At 70.4% G+C, this 20,269-nt stretch carries 19 protein-coding genes and 2 pseudogenes; 16 read left to right on the top strand and 5 right to left on the bottom strand.

Annotation, left to right across the window (positions count from 1 at the left end):
* Positions 1 to 62: 62 nt before the first annotated feature.
* Positions 63 to 1,313 (bottom strand): annotated as a pseudogene (istA, locus tag K415_RS21675) (IS21 family transposase); the annotation flags it as partial.
* A 217-nt stretch (positions 1,314 to 1,530) separates the two neighbouring features.
* Here istA and K415_RS0109050 point away from each other — a divergent pair.
* From K415_RS0109050 to K415_RS0109005, 9 genes are all read left to right on the top strand, one after another.
* On the top strand, positions 1,531 to 1,797 hold the full coding sequence (locus K415_RS0109050; protein WP_051480476.1) for a lactococcin 972 family bacteriocin: 267 nt from the start codon (positions 1,531 to 1,533) through the stop codon (positions 1,795 to 1,797).
* 89 nt (positions 1,798 to 1,886) lie between these two features.
* Entirely contained in the window at positions 1,887 to 2,498 is a 612-nt protein-coding gene (locus K415_RS0109045) for a hypothetical protein (RefSeq protein ID WP_024286742.1), read from the top strand.
* On the top strand, positions 2,495 to 3,523 hold the full coding sequence (locus K415_RS0109040; RefSeq protein WP_024286741.1) for a peptidoglycan-binding protein: 1,029 nt from the start codon (positions 2,495 to 2,497) through the stop codon (positions 3,521 to 3,523). The genes K415_RS0109045 and K415_RS0109040 overlap by 4 nt, the downstream gene beginning before the upstream one ends.
* The gene (locus K415_RS0109035) at positions 3,514 to 4,131 is read left to right on the top strand and encodes an ATP-binding cassette domain-containing protein (RefSeq protein WP_024286740.1); all 618 of its coding nucleotides are present in this window, start codon (positions 3,514 to 3,516) and stop codon (positions 4,129 to 4,131) included. The genes K415_RS0109040 and K415_RS0109035 overlap by 10 nt, the downstream gene beginning before the upstream one ends.
* 83 nt (positions 4,132 to 4,214) lie before the next feature.
* The gene (locus K415_RS0109030) at positions 4,215 to 5,198 is read left to right on the top strand and encodes a hypothetical protein (RefSeq protein ID WP_155859420.1); all 984 of its coding nucleotides are present in this window, start codon (positions 4,215 to 4,217) and stop codon (positions 5,196 to 5,198) included.
* Positions 5,199 to 5,797: 599 nt separating this feature from the next.
* Positions 5,798 to 6,460: a hypothetical protein gene (locus tag K415_RS0109020; RefSeq protein ID WP_231494864.1), complete on the top strand. Its 663-nt coding sequence runs from the start codon at positions 5,798 to 5,800 to the stop codon at positions 6,458 to 6,460.
* Positions 6,461 to 6,788: 328 nt separating this feature from the next.
* The gene (gene mobF / locus K415_RS0109015; protein WP_231494863.1) at positions 6,789 to 10,211 is read left to right on the top strand and encodes a MobF family relaxase; all 3,423 of its coding nucleotides are present in this window, start codon (positions 6,789 to 6,791) and stop codon (positions 10,209 to 10,211) included.
* 176 nt (positions 10,212 to 10,387) lie between these two features.
* Positions 10,388 to 10,648 (top strand): type II toxin-antitoxin system Phd/YefM family antitoxin, encoded by a 261-nt coding sequence (locus tag K415_RS0109010; RefSeq protein WP_024286736.1) that lies wholly within the window; start codon positions 10,388 to 10,390, stop codon positions 10,646 to 10,648.
* Positions 10,645 to 10,908 carry a type II toxin-antitoxin system RelE/ParE family toxin gene (locus K415_RS0109005; protein WP_034661148.1) on the top strand — a complete coding sequence of 88 codons (264 nt, stop codon included), beginning with the start codon at positions 10,645 to 10,647 and terminating at the stop codon, positions 10,906 to 10,908. Before K415_RS0109010 ends, K415_RS0109005 begins: the two co-directional genes overlap by 4 nt.
* Positions 10,909 to 10,938: 30 nt before the next feature.
* On the opposite strand, the pseudogene K415_RS21670 reads toward K415_RS0109005, so the two are convergent.
* Together K415_RS21670 and K415_RS23925 are read right to left on the bottom strand one after the other, a co-directional pair.
* Positions 10,939 to 11,844, bottom strand: a pseudogene (locus tag K415_RS21670) (transposase); the annotation flags it as partial.
* Positions 11,845 to 11,931: 87 nt separating this feature from the next.
* Positions 11,932 to 12,069: a hypothetical protein gene (locus K415_RS23925; RefSeq protein ID WP_155859418.1), complete on the bottom strand. Its 138-nt coding sequence runs from the start codon at positions 12,067 to 12,069 to the stop codon at positions 11,932 to 11,934.
* Positions 12,070 to 12,257: 188 nt separating this feature from the next.
* On the opposite strand from K415_RS23925, the gene K415_RS25135 reads away from it, so the two are divergent.
* Genes K415_RS25135 through K415_RS0108975 form a run of 5 tightly spaced genes read left to right on the top strand, consistent with a single transcriptional unit; the run spans position 12,258 to position 17,223 of the window.
* Positions 12,258 to 12,665: a peptidase inhibitor family I36 protein gene (locus K415_RS25135; RefSeq protein ID WP_081784961.1), complete on the top strand. Its 408-nt coding sequence runs from the start codon at positions 12,258 to 12,260 to the stop codon at positions 12,663 to 12,665.
* Positions 12,584 to 13,171: an RNA polymerase sigma factor gene (locus tag K415_RS0108990; RefSeq protein WP_369795210.1), complete on the top strand. Its 588-nt coding sequence runs from the start codon at positions 12,584 to 12,586 to the stop codon at positions 13,169 to 13,171. The genes K415_RS25135 and K415_RS0108990 overlap by 82 nt, the downstream gene beginning before the upstream one ends.
* Positions 13,168 to 14,250: a CU044_5270 family protein gene (locus K415_RS0108985; RefSeq protein WP_024286733.1), complete on the top strand. Its 1,083-nt coding sequence runs from the start codon at positions 13,168 to 13,170 to the stop codon at positions 14,248 to 14,250. Before K415_RS0108990 ends, K415_RS0108985 begins: the two co-directional genes overlap by 4 nt.
* Positions 14,243 to 14,971, top strand: a complete 729-nt coding sequence (locus tag K415_RS0108980) for an ABC transporter ATP-binding protein (protein ID WP_024286732.1) — start codon at positions 14,243 to 14,245, stop codon at positions 14,969 to 14,971. The genes K415_RS0108985 and K415_RS0108980 overlap by 8 nt, the downstream gene beginning before the upstream one ends.
* Entirely contained in the window at positions 14,971 to 17,223 is a 2,253-nt protein-coding gene (locus K415_RS0108975; RefSeq protein ID WP_024286731.1) for an FtsX-like permease family protein, read from the top strand. Before K415_RS0108980 ends, K415_RS0108975 begins: the two co-directional genes overlap by 1 nt.
* 61 nt (positions 17,224 to 17,284) lie before the next feature.
* Here the strand turns inward: K415_RS0108975 and K415_RS0108970 are convergent, their stop codons facing one another.
* The gene (locus tag K415_RS0108970; RefSeq protein WP_024286730.1) at positions 17,285 to 17,656 is read right to left on the bottom strand and encodes a hypothetical protein; all 372 of its coding nucleotides are present in this window, start codon (positions 17,654 to 17,656) and stop codon (positions 17,285 to 17,287) included.
* A gap of 390 nt (positions 17,657 to 18,046) precedes the next feature.
* Positions 18,047 to 18,418, bottom strand: a complete 372-nt coding sequence (locus tag K415_RS21665; protein WP_155859417.1) for a transposase — start codon at positions 18,416 to 18,418, stop codon at positions 18,047 to 18,049.
* Between the two features lie 180 nt (positions 18,419 to 18,598).
* On the opposite strand from K415_RS21665, the gene K415_RS0108960 reads away from it, so the two are divergent.
* Together K415_RS0108960 and K415_RS0108955 are read left to right on the top strand one after the other, a co-directional pair.
* Positions 18,599 to 18,808: a hypothetical protein gene (locus K415_RS0108960; RefSeq protein ID WP_024286729.1), complete on the top strand. Its 210-nt coding sequence runs from the start codon at positions 18,599 to 18,601 to the stop codon at positions 18,806 to 18,808.
* A 172-nt stretch (positions 18,809 to 18,980) separates the two neighbouring features.
* Positions 18,981 to 20,255, top strand: coding sequence for a Fic family protein (locus K415_RS0108955; RefSeq protein WP_024286728.1), 1,275 nt, complete (start codon positions 18,981 to 18,983; stop codon positions 20,253 to 20,255).
* Positions 20,256 to 20,269: the final 14 nt, after the last annotated feature.

Below are 20,269 nucleotides of genomic sequence, written 5' to 3'. Positions count from 1 at the left end.
GCGCGCTCTGTCGACGACGCGTGAAGACTGGGCCGTAGTCGTCGATACCTGCTCAGATTCCAGCCGTCGCCCCCGACACGCATTCCGACTGGGGACGTCCCACCCGAACGTGGCGGCTCCGCAGGCCGTGGACGCAACGGCCGTGGTATGCCGGGATGGGTCGGGCGGGCTGGCGAACCGACAGCGTGGTGCTTGAGCATGGCCTAGCAGCGCTGCCCAGCACCGCTCGTGACGCGCGATGAGACGCCCGGCCCAGGTGACCGCGACCGAGGTCAGGTTCGCGGTGACCTCGACCTTGCGGCCGACCGCGGCCGGGTCCACGGAGTAGTCGTTGGCGTCCAACCGCACGTAGTGGTCCCGCGGCAACCGGGTGGTCAACCGCCATCCCAGCGCCGGTGTCACCGGCGGCAGGGCGACCATCGCGGCAGCGTCGACGGCCCACCGGTCGGCCGGCCGGCAGCCCAACGACCGGTGATGACGGGCGTTCGCCCTGACCAGCCACGTCGTCAGCTGGTCGTTGAAGTCCGCCGCCGAGGTGAACGTGCGCCCGGGCAGGAACGAGCTCTCGAAGTACCCGTTCGTGCGCTCAACCAGGCCCTTGGCCTCCGGGTCGCGCGGGCGGCACTGATGCACCGCGACACCCAGGATCCCGCGGAAGGCTTCGAACTCCTCGGCGAGCTTGGGCGCCCCGCCCCGCCAGGACCCGACCGCGCCCTCGTTGTCCCAGACCAGCTCGCGGGGGACCGCACCCATCTGCGTCAGCAGCTCCCAGTGGCCCAAGATCAGGTCCGGGGCCTGCCGGGTGGGGATCATCACCGCGAACAGCATCCGGGAGTAGCCCGCGCTCATCACCAGCACCGGCGGAGAACCGACCTGCCCTGCCCCCAGCGGGATCTCGGCGGACGGGGACCGCAAGTCGCACTGCATCCGGTGCCCAGGGTCATAGCTGGTGCGCGTGGACGGGTCCGGCGGCAGGTAGTACGGGGGCGGATCTCCCGAACCCGGTCCTTCAGGACCGTGATCGACCGGGTCCACCCGATCCGCTCTGCGATCACCGTCGCCGCCATGTCCGGGGTCTTGCGCAGCAGTTCCCGCACTGCCGGCTCGACCGTGTCCACGATCGAACCCTTCGGTGGCCGGACGTACTTCGGCGGCACGTTACGGGCCAGCGCCCGCCGCACCGCGTTCCTCGAGACCCCGAGCCGGCGACCGATGGCCTGATCACCCACGGCCGCGGCGGCCACCGCGACCCCGAGTCCCAGCCACTCCTCGAGTCCTGGTTCGGCCGGGTCAAGAAGGGTCGCAGGTCCGATCCGGACTCGTAAGCGTCGTCGAGGACGTCCACCTCCCCATGAATCACTCCACGCCGATCCCACCTTGGAAAGCAGCCCCTCGGGGATCCGCTCGACGCTAGTCTCGAACCGCGTGACTCAAGTCACGCGATCGCGCGACCAAGCCACTTGGCGCAGTGCGCGATCCTGGCAAACGAACTGGCCGGGGGCCTCGATGAAGAAGCTAGTGCGACGTACCATGGTTGCTGTTCTCGCGGGGGGAATGGGTATCGGGACGGCTAGTGCTAGCAGTGCCGCGCTGACCTACCCCGGCGGCGGCACATGGGAGTCGGGAGCCGACTGCTGTTCGGTCTGGTCGGAGTACCTGCACCCCAGCAAGGCGCACCGCGCCTCTGTCCAGGGGCGCACCTACGAGTCGAGCCAGTGGCGGGGGGTGAACGTCTGGGCGTTCGCTGAAGTCGGGACCGCCCTGACCGGGAACAAGGCGTACTGGGACGTCCGGTAGGCATATCGCGGGCGGGTCTGGCGCCAGGCTCTGGCGCCAGACCCGTCACGACGGCCGGCACACCACGCATCTATCCCTTTGAGGTCGCAATGCCACGCAAGTTCGAGGCCGGATTTCTGCTCACGCTGTCACTGCTCATGGCTGGTTGCGCCGGTTCCGGCGACGGCCCCGAAGAAGGACCCGCCGATCCCGAGACGGCGGTGGCCGTTCCGGACTTCTCGGGGCCTTACGCCGCAGAGTTCGCCGAGAGTTACCGGTCTGCAGACTCCGACTTCGTACGTCAGGCACTTGCCGACGAGGAGATTTCGGACGCAGAGTACGCAGAGATGACCGAGCGGTTCCGGACGTGCCTGGACGAGGTTGGCATCACGTTCAACGGGTTCAACAGCGACGGCTCCTACAGCACGTCCCTCGCACCGAACTCCGACGAGACCCACGATCTGGTCAGCGAGTGCGTCACTTCCAGTGGGCAGGACGCCATCGGGATGCTCCGCGACATCATGGCCGCCAATCCCACGAATCAGGATGCGTCGACGATCATGGCCGAGTGCCTCGTTCGCGAAGGTGCAGCGCCGCCTGGGTACGGGGCTGACGACTACGTCGCGGACATCGAGGGTCGGTTTGCTGACTTGGATGGGCTCCCAACGGAAGTCCGCGAAGCGCTCGTCACCTGCTCTGACGATCCCCTCGGCATCGGGTGACGAAGACGACGCCGACGCGGGTCGGGTTGGCCTTCCTCGGCGCCTCTGCCCTCGTCGCGACAGGGTTCCTGGCGGGTGTCGCGTACACGGATCCGGCGGTACCGACAGTTCTGCAGTCGGCCACGGAAGCTTCCACGTTCCCCGTCACCGAGACAGCCTTCGACGACGCCCGTTCGGTCAGGCTTGCGGTGGCTCATCGCTCGTCGACGAGCCTGACGTCGCCCCTCGGTGGTCGGGTCACGGGATATGCCTGCAGCCCGGGTATGCCCATCGCTTCAGGCACATCGCCGCTCTCGATCGACGGTGCGCCGGTCATCGCCTTAGCGACGCAGACCCCCCTGTGGCGCGACCTCGCGCGTGGGGACAAAGGCGACGACGTCGTGGGACTCCAGCAGGAGCTCGAACGGCTCGGTCACCTCGCGGCGGTCAGCGGCAAGGTGGACGCGGCGACGATCAGAGCATTCAACCGATTGCGCAGGACAGTCGGGGAAACATCGCAGTTCACGACGACGATTGTGGTCGACCATGTCCTGTGGCTCCCCGCTGCGACCACAGATGTCGAGTCCTGCTCGGTCTCGGTGGGCGGCACGGTCGCCGCAACGGACGAGATTGCGGTCGTTCCCGGGACGCTGAGCAGCATCTCAATCGTCGACACCCCGCTCGATCTGGTCGACGGACCCAGAACGCTGTCGATCGATGGGACACGCATCCAGGTCGATCCGGCGACGCCCATCACCGACCCGACGACACTGCAGTCGCTCGAGACCCTTCCCTCGCTCCAAGAGCAAGAGGAAGGCGACGAGCCGGTGACGGCGAGACTCGAGCTGACTACGCCAATCCAGGTCTCCGTAGTCCCTCCGTCGGCCGTCATCGGACGAGACGATCAGTCGTGTGTCCAGTCCGGCGGAAACCCGGCAAGCGTTCGAGTGGTCGGCTCTGAACTGGGGCAAACCTTCGTCATCTTCGACGACACCCCGCCCACAGTCGTCGACGTCACTCCGTCCGAGGGGGCGGAATGCGCGTAGCCGTCTCGGGCCTGGGGCACCATTTCGCCGATCGACCGTGGCTCTTCCGGGACCTCGACTGCACACTGCTGCCGGGCCACGTCTACGCACTCACCGGGCCGTCGGGCTCGGGCAAGAGCACGCTCCTCGCCATCCTCGCCGGCTGGCTGACGGCGTGCGAAGGGACCGTCGACCGTCCGGAAGTCGAGGACATCGGCTGGGTCTTCCAGAACCCGCACGGAACACCGCGACGGACGGCAATCGACCACGTTGCGCTGCCGCTCCTGGTACGAGGGGCCGCGATCCAGGACGCCGAGACCGACGCCATGAGCCTGTTGCAGAGGTTCAAGCTGGACGACGTCGCGCACCAGCAGTTCCGTCGCCTGTCCGGAGGCGAGGCGCAACGACTGATGCTTGCTCGCGCTATCGCCGCCCAGCCACAACTCCTGCTGGTCGACGAGCCCACGGCACAGCTCGACCTCTCGACGGCCCGCGAGGTCAACCAGGCGATCTCTCAACTGACGTCACCGGCCACGATCATCGTCATAGCCACCCACAGCGCCGAGACCCAAGAGTCGTGCACCGACCTCATAGAGCTGGCGACGCACCAGCCTGCCATCACCCGATGAAGCTCAGCGCGATCCTCCGCGAGGCCCGGCGGAACGTCACCTCCGGCACGACCCGAGCGGTCTTCCTCTCGATCACTCTCTCGGTGCTCGGGCTGGCGGCCGTCGCCTCGGAGGTCGCGGTCGTCGCGGCGCTCGAGCGCGAGGCGGAAGCGTTCAAGAGCTCGGGCGGTTCAGTCCTGACAGTGGTCGCCCCCGGCCAGATCGACGGCGATCGCTGCGAGAGCTTGTCGAAGGTCCCCGGGGTGCGGGCCGCGGGAGCCGTCACCGTGCCTTCCGACCAGCGCATCACTGCCGTAGCGCTCCCGGGCGCCCCCCTGCCATATGGGTACGCAACCTCGGGATTCGCGACAGTCCTGCGCGTGGAGACCGACGGCGGCCCCGGGCTGCTTCTGTCGAGCGACGCCGCGCAGCTGCTGGGCGCGTACATCGGCAGCGACCTCCGGACGACGGGCGGAACCACCCGAGTATCCGGCGTCTACGAGTACCCGCGCGACGGCCGGCGCAACGGATTCGGCTACATGGCGCTCGCGCAAGTGGACTCAGCGCAGGCCTTCGACGAGTGCTGGGCCGACGCCTGGCCCCAGAACCCGGCGTTGAGGTCACTACTGCTCACGGTGGTCCTTCGCGGAAACCCGTCCGGCGACGAGCAGCCAGAGGTCGCGCCCTTGAACCTGACGCATGGTCTCGAGTTCGACGGGAACACGAACTACCGACAGAGAATCACGCGTTGGGCCGGAGTGGCACTCGGCACACTGACCGCGATGGTGGGCTTCATCACCCTGCGCGCACGGCGCGTCGAGCTCGCTTCTGCGCTGCACGATCGCATGTCTAGGCTCGACCTAGCGGCTATTGCGTTCTTCGAGGCTCTGACCTGGACGGCACCGCCAGTGCTCTTCACGATGGTGGCGAGCACAACCTACTTCGCACGCGAGGGCGAGCTCCACGTCGGCGTCGTTCTCGGCGCTCGCATCGCCGCGCTGATCATTGCCGGAGCAATCGTCGGCGTTGGCGTCGCCCTTCTGACGACCCGCGAACGCGACCTGTTCCTCTACGCCAAGGACCGATGACGCGGACGGCCCGCACGACCCCACCACCGCCTGGATCAAAAACGGCGCCTGCCACCACCAATCATCGAAGGCCCCTGGACCCGGCACGACACCCTGCGCTGGACCTAGTGGCTCCGCTCAGGGCTGAGCGCCGCGGGCATCGGCCATTCGGCGCTGGCTAGGCTTCACGGTGCCCCGGGCGCGGGCGAGCTCGGCCTCGAACTCGGCGACCATCGCCAAGAGGTTAACGGCAGCCGCCCCGTCGGATCGTTCGGGTCGTGCACCAACTCACCGATGTTCGGCGGGACGCCGCGGCCGGTGAGCTCGGCGACGATCTCGCGCGCGTCGGCAGCAACTGGGCCTGGCGGTCGAGCTTGGTCACCACCAGCACGTCCCAGCGCCTCCCGCAGCCCTGGCCGCTGGTTGGTTCCGGCCAGGCCGTGGCCGCCGTAGACCCGGTCCGCCTCGACGCCGAGCCGGCCCATCGCCTCGCGCGGGCGGACCTCGTGGGACCGTGGGACGTGCCGCGGACTCGTCGTCGAGCGGAGCGGGCTGGGCGTCCCGTTGAGGGATCCCCATACGGGCATCGCTGAAGCCACTGGCTACGCTGCACGGCGGGGGTGGACGTGGCGACTGTGAGTAGTGGTTGGCGGCGGGTTGCCGCGGCGCTCGGCCCGGGGCTCGTGGCGATTGGGGTCCTCTCGACCCTGGTAGGCGTCCTGCACGTGGTCGACGCCGGCACGGACTTCTTCGGCGAGGTCGCTGTCCCGATGCGCCTCGTCGCCTCTGACGGAATCGGCGCGGGCGTCGAGCTGAACGTAGCGGCCGAACCGTTCAGTGGGGCCTGGGTCAGCGGGATGGCGGCCGGAGGTCTGCCCGACACTGACCCGTACTCGGACCCGCTCGGGATCGTCACGATCCACGCGGCCGGGTCCTCGCTGGGGGAGCGGCTGCTCTCGCCCGCCGACGTGCTGGTGCGGGGTGCGGCAGTGCTCGTGGCAGCGATCGCGCTGCTCCCGGTGCTGCGAGCGTTCACGACGTCACGCCCGCCCGGCGCGGGGACTGCACGTCGCCTGCGCATGGTTGCGCTCTGCGTGCTCGTCGGTGGCTACGTCGGGCCGCTGCTTCCGTGGTTGGCGAGTGCGTCGGTCCTGGCCCGGCTCGAGCCGGTCCACGGGATGAGCGCCACCCCGCCGCACCACCTCCCCGCGATCGTCGCTGCGGCGCTCGTCGGGCTCCTCGCGGCCGCCGTCGACGGCCGCCCCGGACCTGAGGTCCACTGATCCGGCCAGGTCGATCGGTTCGGGTGCTCGAACGGCGGCGACGCTCGTCGGCAGCCGCGCTGGACGAAGCGGCTCCGCTCAGGGCGGGGCGCGCGGGTAGCCGCCATTCGGCGCTGGCCCTCCATTGTCTGATGCGTTCGACGTCACCGCAGGACGGACGCCAGTCACTGGTCATCGGCTCGATCTGCCTCGTGCGCGGGATCTCGCGCTCATGCGCGTAGGCGAGCATCCTCCTGATGTCGACTCTGCCAACCTGACGCGAATGGACGTATGCTACCTTCGATAGTTGCAAGTACACGCGATGACGGGAGTCGGCGTGAGAGGAGGCGTGCTCCTGTACCGAGGGGCCGGCGCGGCCGCGCGCCGCTACCTCGAGGCGGATCGGTCACGGGCTGACGAGTACTACCTCGACGGCGGCGTCGCACGGGCGGACCTGTCGGTCGTCGACGGGTCCGGGAGGGTGACCGGCGAGAGGTCCCTGACGCCCATCCAGTACGCAGGTTGGGTCGACTGGGGCGACCCGATCACCGGGGAGTCGATGGGGACTCCTCGTCAGGCAGGCGAGGCTCGACAGAGCTCGCCGCGGTTCGCGGAGATGGTCGTGAACAGCCCCAAGTCCCTGTCGATCGCCGCCGCCCTGCACCCGGAAGTGTCCGAAGCGTTGGACGCGGCGCAGCGGGATGCCGTGGCAGAGATCCGGTCCTGGCTCGGCCTGCACTCGGTGACCCGCGTCGGCCCGCGCGGGTGGCAGGAGGTCGTGCCGGTCGAGCGTCTGGAGACGGTCGCCATCTCGCACAGGACCTCGCGGGCGGGCGATCCGCACCGTCACATCCACCTGCAGATCGGGACGCGGGTGTGGGCCGCCGGCGCGTGGCGAGGGCTGGACACCGCGGCGCTGTTCCGGCAGCAGGGCGCCATCCGCGCGCTCGGCACCGCCGTGCTGGCTGCCCACCCGGGGCTCGCCTCGGTGCTGGACGCGCACGCCCTGACGCTCGATCACGTCACCGGCGAGGTGGCCGAGCTGCAGCCGTTCAACGCCGCGATGAGCAAGCGCGCCAGCCAGGTCGCGCGCAACCTGGCGATGTTCGAGGCGCAGTGGGCGGCCGCCAACCCCGGCCAAGAGCCTGGTCCCGTGGTCAGCGCACGGTTGCAGGCCAAGGCCTGGAACCACGAACGCCCGCACAAGAAGCCGTCACGGCTCGGCAGCGAAGCGGGCTGGCGGCGCGAGCTGGACGACGCCGGCTACACCCCCGACCTCCCCCGCGCGCCCAGACGCGACCCCGTCGTCCTCGACGAGCTGCGCGTGCAGGAGATCGCCAACCGCGCCCTGGACCGATGCGCCGCGGGCGCGTCGACGTGGACCGTGCACGGCATCCAGGAACACGTCACCCGGATCATCGCCGAGGCGGGCGTGCGGGCCGAGCGTGGCGAGCTCCGCGACGTCATCGCGATGACGACCCGGCTGGCGGCCGAGGACTGTCTGTCCGTGCTCCCACCCGTCATCGCCCACCCCGAGCACGTCGCGCACCTGACCAGCGTGCGGGTCATCGCAGCCGACACGCAGCTGCGCGACCTGCTGACGGCGCGCGCCGCTCAGCCGTCAGGTGCCACGCCGGACGTGAGCAGCCTGGCGCGTGATCGCGGCCTGGACGACGAACAGGAACGCGCGGCCGCAGCGGTCGCCTCCAGCGCTCCGCTGGTCGTGGTCGAAGGGGCCGCAGGTGCGGGCAAGACCACGATGCTCGGCGTCGCGATCGCCGCGGCGGAGGCCGAGGGCCGCGCGACCAGGGTCGTGACGCCGACGAAGAAGGCAGCCGACGTTGCCGCCCGCGAGCTCGGTGTGCCGACCGACTCCGTCGCAAAGCTCGTCCATGCCCACGGATGGCGATGGGACGAGGACGGAGTGTGGACGCGCCTCGCCGTCGGCGAACCGGACCCGCGCACGGGCACCATCTACGCCGGGCCGCCCGCGGCGGCCCGCCTGCACCCGGGAGAGCGAGTCGTGGTCGACGAGGCGGGGATGCTCGACCAGGACACCGCCCTCGCCCTGCTGGAGATCGCCGACGACGCCAGAGCGAGCCTCGCGCTGGTCGGAGACCGCGCGCAGCTGGCGGCGGTCGGCCGGGGCGGCGTGCTCGACATCGCGGCCCAGGTCTCGCAGCGCACGTTCGACATGGCGACGGTGCACCGCTTCGCCGACCCCGAGTACGCCGACCTCACCGTGCAGATCCGCCGGGGCGAGAACTTGGCGGTGCTGTTCGACCGCCTGGAGGCCCTAGGCCTGGTCGTGCTGCACCCGAGAATCGAGGACGCGCACGACGCGGTCGCCCGCACCGCTCGCGACGGCGACGCGGTCACCGTCGCGACCAACGACGAGGCCCGCGCCCTCAACGCAGCCATCCGGGAGGTGCGCGTGCGGCGGGGCGACGTCGACGACGCCCACACCACGTACGGCAGCGACGGCCTGCCGATCGGCGCCGGCGACGTCGTCCAGACCCGCCTGAACAACAGCGAGCTCGGCGTGGCGAACCGCCAGACCTGGACCGTCCAGCACGTCACGGACGACGGCGACGTCTGGGCCAGGGCAACCGCGGCCGGCGGCGCGCACGGTCGCAGTGTCAGGCTCCCGGCGCCGTACGTCGCCGAGCACACGCACCTGGCGTACGCCGCGACGTCCTACGGCGCCCAGGGCGCGACCACACCCGGGGGGCACACGATCCTCAGCGACGCACTGGACGGAGCCGGCCTGTATGTCGGCATGACCCGAGGGCGGGAGAGCGACACCCTGCACGTCGTCGCGGCGGACCGGGACGAGGCCCGGGCGCAGCTCACCGCAGCACTCCAGCGCGACCGCGCCGATCGCGGGCTGACCGACGCGACCCACGCCGCGCATCACGCGGTCAGCGGCCTGGTCGCCGACGGCCCGATGGCGCTCGTCAACGCCGAACGGGCCCTGCTCCGCGCACAGATCACGAGGGCCGAGCACGAGGCAGCGCGGTGGGAGAACGCCCTGGGCGCCCTGTCTCGGCAGGGCGCCCAGCACCGCGTCGAGGCGGAGCAGCAGGTCCACGTCGTCACGGCCGCCGACGCGCGCCTCGCCGACGTCCGGGCAACGGTCGCCGCACCCCTGATCGAGATGGCCAACACCGACGGCGCCGACTACCTCAGTGCGCAGGAGCGGGCGTGGCAGGCGCACCGCGCACTGAGCGTCGCGGGGCGGTTCGGCAGGCGGTCGGCCGCCCACACCGCTCGGGAGGCGTTCGCGACGCACCGCATGGCGGAGAACTCCGTGCGCCGACGCTGGGGTGACGTCCCGCACACGACGACCCACCTCCCCCTCTGGGCCGAGGCCGCTGCTGAGCGACAGGCCGTCGCCGACCCGCGGGTGGTCGCGGCACAGCAGGCGGTCGACCGCGCCCACCTCGAGCAGCGGGAGCTGAAGGCGACCCACCAGGAGGAGCGGTCGAACCTGATGGACGAGGTCGCGGGCGGGCACTGGCCAAGCAGACTGGCGGAGCGCGTCACCGATCTGCGCGGCCACGTGCGTCAGGCACGCCGCGAGCTTGCCGAGATCGACGCCCTGCCCGTGGGCGAGGCCGCACAGCTCATCCGCGACCGCGCGGCACGGGCCGAGGCGGAGCGGATCGCCGAGGCCGCGCGGCTGGCACGAGCGGCCGAGCGGAGTCGCTCGGACTTCTCGGGACCGGTGTACCCGTCGGCTCCCGATCGCGATTACGGGATGGGTCGGTAGGTGCTACTGGTGAGGGCCAAGCCGCCGCAGTAAGCAAGGATCCTGCAATAGCCTTTCGTAACTGCCGTCGGCGACAAGGCTCCTGACCCGAGCCGTCGAGGGATCCCGCTACTCGCGGATCCCGACTGCAGTCCCTGGCCTGTACATCAGGTCCGCCGGTGACTAGAATTCGGGTCATGACGACCACAACATCGCTGGCCAACGTCAAGGCCCATCTGTCCGCGATCGTTGGATCCGTGCACGACACCCACGAGCGGGTTGTCATCACACGCAACGGCGAGCCGGCCGCTGTCCTCGTGTCCCCCGACGACCTGGCATCGCTGGAGGCGACCCTGGACATCCTGTCGGACAGGGCGCTGATGGCACAGGTCGCCCAGGCACGAGCTGAGATCGACTCCGGCGAGACCGTCGAGCTGGCTGCGCTGCGCCGGCGGTGACCTACCTCATCCGCTGGGCGTCACCGGCGCGGCGAGCGATCGAGATCACCCTTCCGGAAGGCGTAGCAACAGCGGTCTGGGAGTTCGCCAACGGAGCCCTCGCCGAGAACCCGCAGCGCGTCGGCAAGCGTCTCGCGCGTGAGCTCGCCGGGTACTGGTCCGCCCGCCGCGGCCAGTACCGCGTCATCTACGCCATCGACGACGAGACAGCCACCGTCACGATCATGACGGTCGACCACCGCCGCGACGTCTACCACTGAGGAGCGGGACGTGAGCAGCACCCCAGACGCTCACCCCAGAATCACCCCCACTGCGAGCTGGACGGCCCCGGAGGCGCCCCCGAACCGCCGCGACCTGGGCAAACACCCCCGACGGGACGTTCGGGACGAAGAGGGCGCAGGTTCAAATCCTGTCACCCCGACAGAGTGAGTAAGGCCCCTGGCCTGCGGATACGCGGCCGGGGGCCTTTCCTTTCGCCGCTGCCGCCGGCGCTGGGCCCGTGGCGAGGTGCGTGGTTGCTGGCGCTTGACCCGGCGCACGACCAGGCGGCAGGTGATCTGCTGGGCCTTGGGCAGGGAGGTGAACGCGACCTCGGCGACCTGGGCGTCGGAGACCCAGGCGCCGGCCTGCTCGTCGAAGACCGCGTTCGGGTAGTGGGTCGGCGTCCACGCGTCATCGTCGATCGCGGCGATGGCCTTGACGACCTGGAGGTTCATCCGCGCGGTGACGGAGAACCACGCGTCATGGCGCACCGCTGCGGCCAGGAACGCGCGCAGGTAGTACGCCGAGTCGGCACGGGCCAGGACCCGCCCTCTCGCGCCGGCGGCGCGAGCGGTGGTGATGGCCTGGGCCAGCAGCCGCGGTGAACCGGTGGCCGAGGCGATGTTCCCCCGGCGCAGCCGGGCCCGGACCAGCACCGGCGCACTGGTCGGGGTCGAGGCCGTGGCCAGCTGCACGTTCAGGCCTCGGACCCGGGAGTACCCGAACCCGGCGCCCTGCTCGGCATACCCGTGAACGGCGCGGATGGTGTCGTCGACATCGATGAAGACCATGCCGTCGTCCTCGCGCCCGCCGGCCAGCAGGCCAGGGACCTGCCCGGTCAGCCCGGCAAGGACAGCGGCGGAGATCTTGTCGACCTGCTGGACGTGACCGTGGGTGAACGTGCGCAAGAACGTGCCCAACGTCGAGGCCCCCCCGCAATGACCCGGGCCATGCCGCCCGAGCGCGGCAGATCCAGGTCATCGATGCTGTCCGCGCCCGCGAGCATCCCAGCCCACGCTGCGCTACTTGTCCGCCGCATTCGCGCTCGGCACGCTCAGGTGCTCGGCCAGCAAGCCGTCCAGGCCAGCCCGCCCGGCCAACTCCAGCAGCGGCACCAACCCGGCGGACGACACGAGATTCGGGTCATCAAAGACCGGCACGATGCTGTGGCAGGCTCTCACTTACGAGATGCCCTTCGTGAGCCGCTCGGATGGGACGTCGCAATCCACATCCTCGCTGCTCAGGAAGGCATTCTCGCTCACCGCCACGCACCATCACCAGCCTCGGGCCGGTCGATCAGGGCTCAGTGTGATCGAGATCACTAGACCGAAACCCTCCTGCGCATGACATGCAGTGCGGTCGGCGACATGTCATGGGCATGAGATGTTCGTTCCGTCCGTCATGGCGTGGTGCGCCGGTCCTGGCGCTGACAGTGTCGCTGGTTGCCGGTCCGCTGATTCCGGGTGCCTCGGCGGTGGATGTGGCACCCGCGAGCAGCGCGCAGTGTTCCGCAGGTCGCGCGTGCCTGTGGAGCGGGACCCTGTACACCGGGACCATCTTCAGCACGACAGTGTCGGGCAACGTGTCCGGCATGACGGTCGCGGGATCGATATGGAACCGCACGTCGACGGCAGTGCGTGTGTACTCGGCAGCGGGCGGGAGTGGATCGTCGACGTGTATCGCGCCAGGGGGGCAGCTGGCCAGCACGAGCGTGGCAGCACGCTCGGTGAAGGTCATGACCGTGACGACCTGCTGACCGGCGAGGACGTCGCCGCGTTCACCGAACTGTTCACCCGTGCACACCGTGACGTGCGCGCCTTCGTGGTTCGACACGTCGGTCTCGACGGCGCGGACGATGTCGTGGCCGAGACGTTCACCACGGTGTGGGCACGCTGGGACGACGCACCGACCGACCTGGACCAGCGGCGCGCGTGGACCTTCGGCATCGCGCACCACAAATTGCAGGAGTCGACCCGCTCGTCCTTGCGGGTCCGACGCTTGCAGGATCGCCTCACGCACGTCCTTCCCCGACAGCATCAGGACCCTGGAGACGCCATGGTCGCCCTCGAACGCACACGCGAGTTGCTCGCGTCGCTGCCAGGCGCCGAGCGTGACGCAGTCAGCCTGACCGTGCTGGCCGGCCTCACCTGCGACCAGGCGGGTCGGATCCTGGGATGTTCGACCAGCGCCATCACCAGTCGCGTGCACCGGGCACGTACACGACTGAGGGCCCTACTCGAGGACGAGCGAGGTGAGCAGTGAGTGCGGATCGCGGCGAGAGCGAGGTCGCGGCCCTGCGCGCGCTCATGGCGGCGCACGATCTACTCCCCCCGGTGCCGGACGATCCAGGCGACGGCGAGCGGGCCAGCCGTCTGCTGCGGCGGGTCCTCACCACGTCGACCGACCGCCAGCACAGACCGCCGGTCGGTTGGGCCGCGGTGCTCGTGCTACTCCTGGTCGTCGGCTCGGGGTACGCGTTCGTGGCGTCGACCCCCTCCGCGACTGCCAGCACACCGCCCAGCCTGCGGTACTCCCTGGCGTCTCCGGTGAACCTCGTAGAAGCCGCGTCGGCCAGCGAGGCGCTCGCGGCGATCGCGGCCGCCACCGAGGCGGCCACCACTGCCACACACACCGCCGACGTGCAGTACGTCGCCCAGTACGGGTGGCTGCTCGCGGTGGATGTCGACCACACCTCGACGACGGTCGGCGTCCACCCGACCCTGACACGTCGATGGACCGCTCCGGACGGTTCTGCGCGCGTCGACCAGACCCGGGCCCCGGCACTGGACCTGGACGGCCGGCTCAGCACGGACGCACCCGCCTCCGTGCCCGGTGTATCGAGCGACGTCGCGGGTCCGGGCACGGAGGATGCCGCCCTGCCCCAACAGCTGCCCCTCGACCGTGCAGCCCTGCGGGCGACCCTGCTCGCCCGGTACGACGCCCTGCCGTGCGGGCAGAGCGCCGCGTGGACGACGCAGTGCCTCCTGACCGCCGTGCAGGACCTGTACGCCCAGTACGTCGTGCCTCCTGAGCTGCGCGCAAGCCTCTGGCTGGTGCTGGCCGACGATCCCGGCGTCAAGGACCTGGGCTCGACCGAGGACCGGTTCGGACGGCCCGCGCACGCAGTCGCCGTCCAGACGACCGATGACCCTCGGTCGAGCGGCGTCGTCGTGCTGCTCATCAGCCCGACGACCGGTGACCTGCTGGGCACCGAGAACATCACGCTGCGGGATGAGCAGATGGGCATCACGAACCCCACGGTCACCGCGTTCACCACCTTCACGACGTCGACGTGGGTGGACGCAGTCGGCGAGCGGCCGGAAGGCGGAGACGATGACTGACCTGTGGTCCAACCTGGCGGGCGACGGACTCGAGGAGCCCGTCGCCGGACGCGCGGGGCTCGAGGTGCACCACGTCGCCAAGTCTTTCGGCAACCGCGTGGCGCTTCTGGACGCCTCGCTCAGCGTGGCGCCCGGACAGATCGTCGCGGTCATGGGTCCGTCCGGCTCGGGCAAGTCCACCCTCCTGCACTGCGCGGCAGGTGTGCTCCGGCCGGACTCCGGGGCCGTACGGTTCGACGGGCACGACCTGGTCGCCGCCACAACGACCGAAAGGGCTCGTGCCCGCCGCACGACCTTCGGGTTCGTTTTCCAGTTCGGTCAGCTCGTCCCCGAGCTCACCGCTGTGGAGAACGTCGCTCTGCCACTCCTGCTCAACGGGACACCTCGGCGGTTCGCGCGAGTCACCGCCCACGAGATGCTCACCCGTCTCGGTGTCGCGGATGTGGCCGACCAGCGACCGGGCGCGATGTCAGGCGGGCAGGCTCAGCGGGTCGCCGTGGCCCGCGCACTGGTGACCGGGCCACGTGTGATCTTCGCGGACGAGCCCACCGGATCCCTGGACTCCGTGACGGGGAGAGCCGTGATGGAGCAGTTCGTCGCCGGCGTCCGCCAGGAGAACGCCGCGATGGTGCTGGTCACCCACGACGATGAGGTCGCCGAGTACGCCGACCGGATCGTCACCGTGCGCGACGGGCGCACGGACACCCCGACGGACGCCTGATGCTGCGCCTGGGAACGCGACTGTGGTGGGGATCGGGCATGTCGGGGTTCCTGGCCGGCGCTCTGGTGGCCTTCGCCATCGCCCTCGGTCTCGGCGTCACGATCGTCGGGCTCGGTGTCGGGCCAGCCATCCAGGAACGCGCTGACCGCGTCGCCTGGACCACGCTCGACATGCCCGAGCTGACCGCCGGCATCCCCGCGAGCCTCACAGTCGCTCGGTCGCCCAGCTACGTCGGCACCCACCGCATCACCGTGATGACCGTCGCCGGCGACGACGACGCCCCTGTGCCACCCGGCATCGGCGCGCTCCCCGCGGCCGGGCAGGCCTACCTGAGCCCTGCTGTCACCGATCTGCTCGAGCAAACCCCACAGGCGATCGGGCGCTTCGGCACGGTCGTGGGAACGATCGACGACGAAGGCCTGCGTGGCCCGGGCGACCTGCTGGTCGTGCGCGGGGCGCCCGTGGAGCAGGTCGCTCTGTCGGGAGTGACGGTCGACCACATCGCCGACCGGGGGCTGTTGCCCGCGCTGAGCGGGGTCGAGCGCCTGACCTTCACCGTGGGAGCGGTCGCCCTGATCGCCCCAGTGCTCCTGCTGGTCGCGATCGCGGTCCAGCTCAACGCCACGACCCGCCGCCGACGTCGGGACATCCTGGACCTGGCCGGTGCGACACCTCGCCAGCTGACGTCCATCGCCGTCGGCGAGATGGCGGTTCCCGTGCTGTCCGGAGTGCTCCTGGCCGTACCCGCTGCACACGCGCTCCGAGGGCTGGCAGCATCCGTTTCCCTGGACGGCGCCGCATTCTTCGTGGACGACCTCATCATCGCCACACCGGCCCTGGTCGCCGTGTGTGTCCTCGCGCTCATCCTGTGCCTGGGCGCGGTCGCTGTGGGTGCCCGTGCCATCGTGCCGGGGACGGCGGCGCCTCGCGCCGCGGGCGCGCACCGGCGCTGGGGCAGAGGTGTGGCGTCGATGTCGGCCGCCGCCATCGCGATCGCATCCGTCCTCATGGGCGCCGACCGGTCCCCGGCCCTCGCCGTGGTGACCTTCGTGGGCACGCTCATCGTGCTTGTACTCGCGACACCGCGGATCCTCGGCTATGTCGGGCGCACGCTCGAGGCCGCACCCGGGGCTGCCGCGCTCCTGGCCGGACGTCGCATACGGGACAACCCCCGGGCAGGGGTGCGCGCCTCGGCGGGCCTCGGCCTCGCCCTCATGATCACCGCCATGTTCGCCGCCATCACACCCGCCGCGGCCGCCACCCTGGACCGCAGCGCGCAGGTGGGACAGGCCGAGGGAACGGCTCAAGCGGTCATCCAGTACGTCAGCCCACAGGATGCGTCCTCACTCGCCGAGACCATCGACGACCGCGCCGGGATCGACGGGGCCACGCTCGTCATCACCGCACAGGTCAGCGCCCCTCAAGGGGCCTACCGTGCGTGGATAGGGAACTGCTCGGCGATCATCACGCTCGCCCGCCTGGACGATGCCGACTGCACGACGGGCATGGTCGCGGGCCGCGACGTGACAGCCGCGCTCCGCGACCCTTCCACGCTTGAGCTCTACGACCTGGCGCCGGCCCAGGTACGGGCGTGGGACGCGATACCGGAGCAGGGGGACCCCGACATAGCCATGCTGCACGACGACGCCCGATGGAGTGTCATGGCATCCCAGCCGGGCATCGACATGCCCGACATCGTCATCGATCCCACCCTCGTCGATCTCGACCCCGCCGCCGTGCGGCCCACGCTGCTGGTGTTCGCCTACGACTCAGCCGAAGCGCTGGAGGGCGCCCGGACGGTGATCGAGCAGAGCAGCCCTCACGCCACGGTCGCCACCCGGGCAACCACCTTCGACGGGCTCAGCCTCGACGTCCGCCGCCTCTACACCGCGGTCAATATCGGGGCGGCAACGCTCGCCTTGGTCTGCGGCGCTGCCCTCCTCGCGTCGACGGCAGCCACGGTGATCGAACGCCGACGGTCGCTGACGACGCTGCGGATCGCCGGCGCGCCGCTACGGACGCTGCGCACATCGATTATGATCGAGGGGCTCGCCCCACTGGTGATGCTTGCGACGCTGTCCGCCGGGGCCGGTATCGCCCTCGGCCTGCTGCTCGCGGAGGGCCACAGCTATCCACTGCGAGGCGTCGCCTTGCCGCTCCTCGGCAGCATCACCGCGGGAGCACTGGTCGTTGCGGCCAGCGCTCTCCTGGTCGAGCCCCTCACGCGCACCGAGCAGACGCGTACGGAGTGAGCTGGAAGAGCATGAGCGGGAGGAGCGCCCGCCCGGACGCGCCTCCCGCCCCTTCTGCTCCCTACGCGTCGATCTCCTGAAGGTAGATGTACGCATCGGATCCTTCACGCCACGGGAGCGTGAACGTGACCGTCGTACCCTTCGGACACGCCGTCGGGCTGTAGTCCGTGCCTTGGTAGACGTTGTAGGAGGCGTACACCCGCGCGCACTGCCCGTCCGCGTCGGTGTCCGTCACCGTGCCGTTCACCCGGATCCTCGACCCGTCCTTGCACTCGCGCACCATCGCGTGGGCACCGGACGTGTCCCGCGCCTCGTACGCCCCGCACGTGACGGCCGACGGCGTGACCGTGGCCGCCGTCGCGCTGGCAGCTGCCAGCACCGTGGGCACGAGAGCGATCAGGCCGGCTGCAGCAACCCTGATGGCAGTTCGCATGACATTGCCCTCCACATCGTGAGTTCGGTCGCGGGGAACCCCGCACCCACACATGCCGAAGACACACGCGCACATCACGCTGACACAAGTGACCTACGTCACACCGTGGCGCCCGGTGGGTCGTCGCGCGGCACTACGGCGGGCGCGCTGGCTGAGACCCGCCGATCTCCCAGGCGGCATCCAGCCTGCTCCCAGGATCACCTGGGCAGAATCGACCATCGGGCGTCCGTCGTGGGGCCCTACGCCGGCTGAGCCCTGATCCACCGGTCCTTCTCGGTCGGGCGTGGTTTTCGGGATTGTCGGTAGTTGCCGAGCGGAGGGCGTGGCGGGGTCGCCGGTCTGCACCGGCTCTTCCACTGGTTCTGCGGTCGGGCCCGTTCGGGCGAGTGGTCAGGTGGTGGCGGGCGGGGGTCCGATCGCGGCGTCCCAGAGTGCGGCCCAGGCTGGTACCCAGGGCCAGCGTGCTGGCAGGTGCAGCACGATGCGGCGTCCGGTGGAGGCGAGGCGGGCGCGGACGGTGATGATGCGGCGGCGGCGCAGGGTTGCCCAGCGGGCGGTGACCATGCCAGGGGCGATGCTCGCGGCGCGGGCGAGGTTGAACGTCAGGGCCGCGAACCCGACCCAGGCGGCGTTGGCGGCGTAGTGGCCCGAGGGCAGGTGGGCCAGGGGACCGTCCTTGAGCTCGGCGATGACCTGCTCGATGATCGCGTGGTCGCGGCCGCGTTGGTCGGCCAGGACGGTGGTCAGAGTCGAGTTGGTCACGAAGGCGTGGTGGCGCCAGTCGGCGAACAGCTCGCCCTGCACGGGCCCGTGGCGAGGTGCGTGGTTGCTGGCGCTTGACCCGGCGCACGACCAGGCGGCAGGTGATCTGCTGGGCCTTGGGCAGGGCCCGCCCACTGCCCGGCCAAGACCTCAGCGCGCGCCGCGGAGCTGCGCAGTGGCGTGGACCAGGCGCGCGGCATCCTCGCCGAGATCGAGGCGCTACCCGTGACCGCGGCCGCCCAGCTCATCCGAGACCGGGCGGCAGAAGCCGTGGCCGAGCGGTTCGCCGAGGCCGCGAGGCTGGCACGAGGGGCCGATCCCGGCCGCTGGCAGTCGCCGGCCACGGTCTACCCGTCCCACCCCGAACGCGGCCTCGGGCCCAGCCTGTAGCCGGCCCGACCCACCGCTCAAGAGGATGGGATCCAACACACGTTGCCAAGCCACAGTTGTACGCAATGATATGGTGCTAAGCTTTCTTAACCGGCGCTCTTGAGTAAGGTTCCTGAGCGAGCCTTCCCCAACTGGGCGCCGGGGGCAAGGTTCTGAACACTCCGGAGGATCCATGACCCAGCCACGCCGACCAGCCGGTCGGCCCGACGGCGGTCAACGGTCCAGCACCGCAAGCACCGAACCCGGCCCGCACCCCACCACCGGCTGGCCGCCGATCGCCTACGAAGACCGCGACTGGACCTCCACCATCAATGAAGGCCACCTCGACGTGTGGCAACGGCTCAAGACCGCCCGCCCCTACAAGGCCGCCGTCCCACCGTTCATCGCCAACCTCGACCCTCGGCTACGACCCGAAGCACTCACCGCCGCGCTGGACGCCACCAACGAGGTCACCCGCTTCGACACCGAGATGGCCGGCCTTCCCGTCCCCATGCCCGCAGTCCTACTGCGCGCCGAGTCAGCGTCCTCCTCCCAGATCGAGCACCTCACCTCCAACGCCCGCAACATCGCCCTCGCCGAGCTCGGTGCCCCCGGCAAGGAGAACGCCGCACTCATCGTGGCCAACGCCCGCGCCATGACCACCGCCCTGAACGCCGGGGGCACCGTCACCCCCGCCACCATCCTGGCAATCCACGCCGCCCTGCTCCAGGCTGCCGAACCCGAGCACGCCGGCACGTGGCGCGACCAACAGGTGTGGATCGGGTCCTCACCGATCTCGCCGCACGACGCCGACTTCGTCCCACCGCACGCCGACCGGGTCCCCGACCTCATCGACGACCTCAGCGCGTTCGGGCGACGCAGCGACGTGCCACCCCTGGTGCACGCCGCGCTCGTGCACGCCCAGTTCGAGACCATCCACCCGTTCTTCGACGGCAACGGTCGCACCGGTCGGGTCCTGGTCCACACCGTCCTGCGCGGCCACGGGATCACCCGGCACACCACCGTGCCGGTGTCTGCCGGGCTGCTGCGCGCCACCGACCGGTACTTCGCCGCCCTGGGCGCCTACCGTGACGGCGACCCCAGCCCCATCGTCACCGAGATGTCTGCCGCGGCGCTGGCCGCCGTCGCCAACGGCCGTCAGCTCGCCGACGACATCCTGCAGATCCGCCAGCAGTGGCGGGACCAGATCAAGGCTCGCACCGACTCGTCAGCGTGGCGGCTCGCCGACCGGCTGTTCGCCCAGCCGGTGATCAACACCGACCGTGCCACCACGGACCTGGGCGTCTCCGCACCGGCCGCTCGAGCATCCATCGCCACCCTGGTCGACGCCGGGGTCCTGACACCCACGTCGGACGCCCGTCGCAACCGCGCCTGGCAGGCGACCAGTGTCCTGACCGCGATCGACGAGTTCTCCCGCAGGGCCGGGCGCCGCACAGCGGGGCGTTGAACAGGACCGGTGTG

This window comes from Cellulomonas sp. KRMCY2 (assembly GCF_000526515.1).
Taxonomy (GTDB): domain Bacteria; phylum Actinomycetota; class Actinomycetes; order Actinomycetales; family Cellulomonadaceae; genus Actinotalea.
The sequence above is the reverse complement of the archived record's forward strand: the minus strand, read 5'-3'. Positions and strand labels throughout refer to the sequence as shown.